The organism is Polynucleobacter sp. 35-46-11, from assembly GCF_002281105.1.
Map to the genome: position 1 here is coordinate 1 of NZ_NCFJ01000110.1, position 6,622 is coordinate 6,622.

At 47.6% G+C, this 6,622-nt stretch carries 4 protein-coding genes; 3 read left to right on the forward strand and 1 reads right to left on the reverse strand.

The window, feature by feature from the left end; genetic code table 11:
- Window positions 1-82 precede the first annotated feature (82 nt).
- Window positions 83-2,971, forward strand: coding sequence for an excinuclease ABC subunit UvrA (gene uvrA, locus B7Y67_RS09175; protein WP_293598382.1), 2,889 nt, complete (start codon window positions 83-85; stop codon window positions 2,969-2,971).
- 28 nt (window positions 2,972-2,999) lie between these two features.
- Here the strand turns inward: uvrA and B7Y67_RS09180 are convergent, their stop codons facing one another.
- Window positions 3,000-4,979: a monovalent cation:proton antiporter family protein gene (locus tag B7Y67_RS09180; protein WP_215302116.1), complete on the reverse strand. Its 1,980-nt coding sequence runs from the start codon at window positions 4,977-4,979 to the stop codon at window positions 3,000-3,002.
- Window positions 4,980-4,990: 11 nt separating this feature from the next.
- On the opposite strand from B7Y67_RS09180, the gene B7Y67_RS09185 reads away from it, so the two are divergent.
- Together B7Y67_RS09185 and B7Y67_RS09190 are read left to right on the forward strand one after the other, a co-directional pair.
- Window positions 4,991-5,983, forward strand: a complete 993-nt coding sequence (locus B7Y67_RS09185) for an SIS domain-containing protein (protein WP_293598383.1) — start codon at window positions 4,991-4,993, stop codon at window positions 5,981-5,983.
- A gap of 36 nt (window positions 5,984-6,019) precedes the next feature.
- The gene (locus tag B7Y67_RS09190; protein ID WP_293598384.1) at window positions 6,020-6,592 is read left to right on the forward strand and encodes an HAD family hydrolase; all 573 of its coding nucleotides are present in this window, start codon (window positions 6,020-6,022) and stop codon (window positions 6,590-6,592) included.
- Window positions 6,593-6,622 lie beyond the last annotated feature (30 nt).

Consider the following 6,622-nt stretch of genomic DNA (forward strand, 5'->3'; position numbering starts at 1 on the left):
GATGCCTGCTAAGGCCAGAGTGGAGCGAAGTTCAGAAGGATTCATGGGAAAGGGCTATATTAACAAGTTACGCTAAAAAATCATGAATAACGAAATTAAGATCCGCGGTGCACGCACGCACAACCTCAAAAACATCAATCTAGATATCCCTAGAGAGAAACTGGTCGTTTTGACTGGCCTGTCTGGCTCAGGCAAAAGCTCATTGGCTTTTGACACCCTATATGCCGAAGGCCAACGTCGCTATGTAGAGTCCTTATCGGCTTACGCACGCCAGTTTTTGCAGTTAATGGAAAAGCCTGATGTCGATACGATAGAAGGCCTGTCCCCGGCAATCTCAATTGAGCAAAAAGCCACTAGCCATAATCCGCGCTCAACCGTGGGTACAGTGACAGAAATTCATGATTACTTGCGCTTACTCTTTGCCCGCGCTGGTACCCCGCATTGCCCAGACCACGATCTGCCATTGGAGGCACAAAGCGTCTCTCAAATGGTGGATACGGTTTTAGCAATGCCTGAAGATACCAAGCTCATGATTCTGGCTCCGGTAGTTAGTGAACGTAAAGGCGAATTCGTTGACTTATTCCAAGATCTCCAAGCCCAAGGCTTTGTTCGCTTTCGTGTGCGCTCTGGTGGCGGCACAACCAATACTGCCAAAGCAGAAATCTTTGAAGTGGATCAATTGCCGACACTAAAGAAGAACGACAAGCACTCTATTGAAGTAGTGGTAGATCGCATCAAAGTGCGTCCTGATATTCAGCAACGTGTAGCGGAATCCTTCGAGACAGCTCTACGTCTTGCTGACGGCAAGGCCATGATTGTCAATATGGACACCGGCAAGGAAATGATTTTCTCTAGCAAGTTTGCTTGCCCCATCTGCTCGTATTCATTGCAAGAGCTAGAGCCACGGCTCTTCTCATTTAATAACCCAATGGGTGCGTGCCCATCTTGCGATGGCCTAGGCCATCAGTCTTTTTTTGATCCTAAACGCATTGTTGCGCACCCTGATTTATCACTTGCATCTGGCGCTATCAAAGGCTGGGATCGTCGCAATCAGTTTTACTTCAAGCTCTTACAGACACTTGCAAAGCATGGCGGCTTTGATGTCGAAAAACCCTTTGAAACTTTAAATAAGAAACAGCAAGATCTCATTTTGCTGGGCTCGGGTGATGTCACTATTCCATTTGAGTACATCAATGAGCGTGGCAAAAACAGCATTCGCGAGCATGCCTTCGAGGGCATTGTTGCCAACTTTGAGCGTCGCTATCGTGAGACTGACTCAGCAACAGTTCGGGAAGAATTATCACGCTACCAAAATGTACAAACCTGTCCATCATGCAACGGTAGTCGTTTACGCAAAGAAGCTCGCTTTGTCAAAGTAGGTGACGGCAAGCAGTCTCGCGCCATTTATGAAATCAGCGCCCTACCTTTAAAAGAAGCGAAAGAATATTTTGAGTCATTAGAGCTCAAAGGGGCTAAACGAGAAATCGCCGACAAGATTGTTAAAGAGATTGGCTCACGTCTGCGCTTCCTCAATGATGTGGGTCTAGATTATCTTTCTCTAGAACGCAGCGCAGATACGCTCTCTGGTGGCGAAGCGCAGCGTATTCGCCTGGCATCGCAGATTGGCTCCGGCCTAACTGGTGTCATGTATGTACTAGATGAGCCTTCGATTGGCCTTCATCAGCGTGACAACGATAGACTCATCGGAACACTCAAGCATTTGCGTGATCTGGGCAATAGCGTTTTAGTAGTTGAGCATGACGAGGACATGATTCGCGCTTCTGACTATGTCATTGATATTGGTCCTGGCGCTGGCGTGCATGGTGGTGAAGTAGTAGCCGAAGGTACTCCTGCAGAGGTGGAAGCCAATCTAAAGTCTTTAACAGGCGCCTACCTATCTGGTCGTGAGTGGATTGCAGTTCCAGAAAAACGCATTCCAGTAAATGACAAGTTCTTAGAAATCATCGGTGCACGTGGCAACAATTTGCAATCCGTTCATGCCAAGATTCCAGTCGGCTTATTAACCTGTGTCACCGGTGTCTCAGGCTCTGGCAAGTCGACGCTGATTAACGACACACTGCACCATGCAGTTGCACAACATATTTATGGATCGAATGCTGAACCTGCAGCACATGATGCGATTAAGGGCTTAGAAAACTTTGACAAGGTCATTAGCGTCGACCAATCTCCAATTGGCAGAACGCCCCGCTCCAACCCTGCTACTTACACCGGATTATTTACACCGATTAGAGAGCTCTTCTGTGGTGTACCTGCTGCACGTGAGCGCGGATATGAAGCTGGACGTTTTTCTTTCAACGTCAAAGGTGGTCGTTGCGATGCCTGCGAAGGCGATGGCGTTATTAAAGTGGAAATGCACTTCTTGCCAGACGTCTATGTACCTTGCGATGTCTGTCATGGCAAACGCTACAACCGCGAGACATTAGACATTCGCTACAAAGGCAAGAATATTCATGAAGTGCTGTCGATGACCATCGAGCAAGCCCATGAATTCTTCGAAGCAGTGCCCATTGTTAAACGCAAACTCAAAACCTTGCTCGATGTAGGTTTAGGGTATGTGAAGCTAGGTCAAAGTGCCACAACCTTATCAGGTGGTGAGGCACAACGTGTCAAACTCTCCTTAGAACTTTCTAAGCGCGATACCGGAAGAACGCTCTATATCTTGGATGAGCCAACTACGGGCTTGCATTTCCATGACATTCAATTGTTGCTGACTGTTCTTCAAACTTTGAAAAAGCAAGGCAATACGATCGTCATCATTGAGCACAACTTAGACGTCATCAAGACTGCTGACTGGATTATTGACTTAGGCCCTAAAGGGGGCGCTGGTGGTGGACAAATCATTGCAACCGGTACACCTGAAGAAGTTGCGAAGAACGAGGCTAGCTTTACCGGTCACTACTTGGCACCGCTACTAGTGCGCAAACCAGCGCCTGCAAAAAAGAAGAAATAATTCAGAAATCGGAAGTAACTGAATACACTCAGAGTAATTTAGATTCGGCTAAATCAGTCGCCTCTGAATTGCCTGAGAGTACTAGGATATCGTTAGCTTGCAAACGTAAGTCTGGAGTGAGCTCCAATTTGACATAGTCGGAGCCATCCACTTTTCGCCTGACAGCTTGTACGCTCACGCCTTCGTTTTCAAGGTGTAACTCTTCAAGAGTCTGGCCAATACTCGCTGACTCAGGCAACAAAGTTACCGAGTGCAAACGCCATGACTCCTTGGTGTCGACTTCATCATCAACCCCACGGAAATAGCCGCGCAAAAGACTGTAACGCGCTTCGCGTGCACTGGTAATTCGACGTACGACCTTACGCATAGGTACGCCCATCATTAACAAAACGTGTGATGCCATCATGAGACTACCCTCGATTAACTCAGGCACCACCTCAGTTGCTCCAGCTGCTTGTAACTTAGCTAAATCAGCATCATCCTTAGTGCGCACCAGTACAGTCATACCGGGACGCAAGCGCTCAACCTGATGCAATACTTTTAAGGTTGCTGGGGTATCTGCATAGGTAATTACTACTGCCTTTGCCCTCGACAAACCAGCGGCTACTAAATAATTTTCTCGACTAGCATCACCATAGACCACGTTATCCCCAGCGGCAGCAGCCTCTTTAACTCGATCTGGATCCATATCTAAGGCAATGTAAGGAATTTTTTCTTGATCGAGCATGCGGGCCAAGCTTTGTCCTGAACGACCAAAACCGCAAATAACAACATGATTTTCAGTTCGGACACTTTTTGCTGCGACGCGTGTCAGCGCTAATGATTGCAACAACCACTCATTACTCGAGAAGCGCATCGCAATCCGATCGCTATATTCAATCAAGAAAGGTGCGCCAAACATCGAGAGCAACATGGCAGCCAGTACAGCCTGACTCAAAGCAGGATCGATTAAATCCAAGCCATCAATCTGATTTAAAAGAACGAAGCCAAATTCGCCGGCCTGCGCCAAACATAAGCCTGTCCGAATCGAGATGCCAGGGCTTGAACCAAAAGCACGTGACAGTAAGGCAATCAAACCAAACTTGAAAATCAAAGGGCCAATCAGTAAGAGCAGCACTAGCAACCACTGTTGGTAAATAACATTAAAGTCCAACAGCATGCCAATGGTAATAAAGAACAGACCCAAGAGGACATCCCTAAAAGGCTTCACGTCCTCCTCAACCTGATGGCGGTAGGGTGTCTCGGCAATCAACATACCCGCCAAGAAAGCCCCTAGCGCAAGTGATAAACCAAAATGTTCTGTGAGTGCTGACATACCCAAAACAATCAGCAGCAAGTTGAGCATGAATAACTCTTGCGAGCGCAACTTGGTAACCAAACTAAACCAGCGACTCATTAAAGTTTGGCCAATCACAAAAATCAGAACCAGAGCCACCGATATCTTGATGGAGGCTGCGGTCAAGGCCAAAAATAAGTCTCCAGGATTTTTACCCAGTGAGGGAATCAAAATAAGCAAGAAGACCACCGCTAAATCTTGAAATAGCAAAATACCGATGATGTTGCGCCCATGCTCAGTCTCAATTTCTGAACGATCGGCAATGAGCTTGGTAACGATAGCAGTTGAGGACATGGCCAGGGCACCCCCCAGGGCAATGGCTGCCTGCCAGGAAATGGGGTAAATCCAGTTCATCATCAAGCTTGCCGGCACTGCAAGCAAGATAGTCAAAAGCACCTGGCTGCCACCCAAGCCAAATACGATGCTTCGCATGGCCCGCAGCTTATGGAGGTTAAATTCCAGGCCAATTGAAAACATCAAGAAAACCACGCCAAATTCAGCCAAATACTTAACTGTGGCGGAATCATTGGCCAAACCCAGGGCATGCGGCCCAATTAGGACGCCAATGGCAAGATAGCCCAAAATGGGGGGGAGCCCAAAATAGCGGAAAATAACTACCCCGGCCACTCCGGAGGCCAACAAGATGAGAGTTAATTGAAGGACTGACGGCATATACTCACCCCATGATAGCTAAGACTCGTGACCGAACCCTAAAGCTTGCGCGTGACACCCTCACCATTGAGGCTGCTGCACTGCACACTATGCGTGATCGCCTTGAAGGCGCCAATGCCGATGCCCTCGTTTTGGCAGTGGATTTACTGCATTCCTGCAAGGGCCGTATCGTTGTTTCTGGAATTGGTAAATCAGGTCATATCGCCCGAAAGATTGCTGCCACCTTTGCCTCTACCGGCTCCCCCGCTTTTTTTGTACATCCCGCCGAAGCCAGTCATGGCGACCTGGGAATGGTTACGCGTGATGATGTCTTTGTTGCACTCTCTAATTCCGGCGAGACTGATGAGCTTCTCACCATTGTGCCAATCGTCAAGCGCACCGGTGCAAAACTCATTGCACTAACTGGTGCACCAAATTCTTCATTAGCAAAGTTAGCTGATGCCCATTTAGACACCAGTGTTGAAAAAGAAGCATGTCCACTTAACTTGGCGCCAACTACGAGCACAACCGCATCGCTCGCTATGGGTGATGCCCTAGCTGTTGCCTTACTTGATGCTCGCGGCTTTCAGGCTGAAGATTTTCAACGTTCCCACCCAGGTGGCCGCTTGGGTCGCAAGCAACTGATGCATGTCAGCGAAGTGATGCGCAACTTTGATGAGACTCCTAAGATTGCGATCTCCGCTTCCCTGCAAGAAGCTTTACTAGAAATGACCGCTAAACGCATGGGCATGGTGGTCACTTTAAATAATCAAAATAAAGTCGCCGGTATTTTTACTGACGGCGACTTGCGTCGTCTTCTAGAGAAGAGCACCAATTTAGATGGGCTCACCTTAGAAAAAGCCACTACTTCAGCACCCCGCACAATTCCTCCCGAACTCTTGGCGGAAGAAGCTATTGAGATGATGGAAAAACATCGCATCAATCATTTAGTTGTCACTGATTCTCATGGAGTATTACTTGGAGCGCTCAACCTCCATGATTTATTTGCCGCCAAGGTTATTTAAGCTTTTTACTCTTTAATCATTCATCCACTCACCTACATGCCAACCGCCTTTAATGCTCACCAAACCAATCCTCTGAGCCAGTATCCACAGGCCTGGGAGCGCGCTGGGGCAGTCAAGCTACTCGTACTCGATGTCGATGGGGTCTTAACCAATGGTCAGGTATTTTTTGGTGAAAACGGTAAGGAGTCTCTCAAAGCTTTTGATATTCAAGATGGCTTGGGAATCAAGCTCTTAGAAAAAATTGGTATTCCAACAGTCATCATTACTGGGCGTAGCTCCAAAATGGTTTTGGCTCGCTGTGATGAACTCGGTATCAAGCATGTGCACATGGGTGTTGAAAATAAAGCCGTAGCCCTAGAAAAGATTTTGCAATCACTTGGACTAAAGCAGTCTGATTGCGCCGTGATGGGTGATGACTGGCCTGATTTTCAAATGATGAAGTCTGCAGGTTTAAAAGTATGTCCTGCACAAGGGCATGATGCCGTGAAAGAAACTGCTCACTTTATTACCACTCGATCTGGTGGATATGGCGCAGTACGTGAAGTCTGCGACTTGATTCTAAAAGCGCAAAATCGCTATGACGAATTACTTGCTCAGGCACGCGCTTAAGGTTTGTCTCAATGGAACTGAATGCCCAAC